Below are 239 nucleotides of genomic sequence, written 5' to 3' on the forward strand. Positions count from 1 at the left end.
TGGTTTAATCGGCACAGTGATAAGTGCTTCAGCCTTCGCCGAGCCACCTATCCAACCGGGTGACACCTTAGAAAGTCTCTCTCAAGCCAAAGTCACGACTACTGTTAATGGCCAACCGGGTTCTATTCAAGAACTCGTAAGCTCAGGGCAAATTAAATTGCTTGATCCAAATGCAGCAGCTATCAGCCCAGCGGGCCAAGGTGTACCCAATGACCAAGCAGTGATGCCAACAGCACCAC

At 50.2% G+C, this 239-nt stretch carries 1 protein-coding gene; it reads left to right on the forward strand.

What is annotated here, in order from left to right:
- Positions 1–239, forward strand: a 239-nt coding sequence (locus FVA95_RS32475; protein WP_205016113.1) for a hypothetical protein, incomplete at both ends; no start/stop codon positions are given.

The organism is Pseudonocardia sp. EV170527-09, assembly GCF_008369905.1.
Classification (GTDB): domain Bacteria; phylum Actinomycetota; class Actinomycetes; order Mycobacteriales; family Pseudonocardiaceae; genus Pseudonocardia.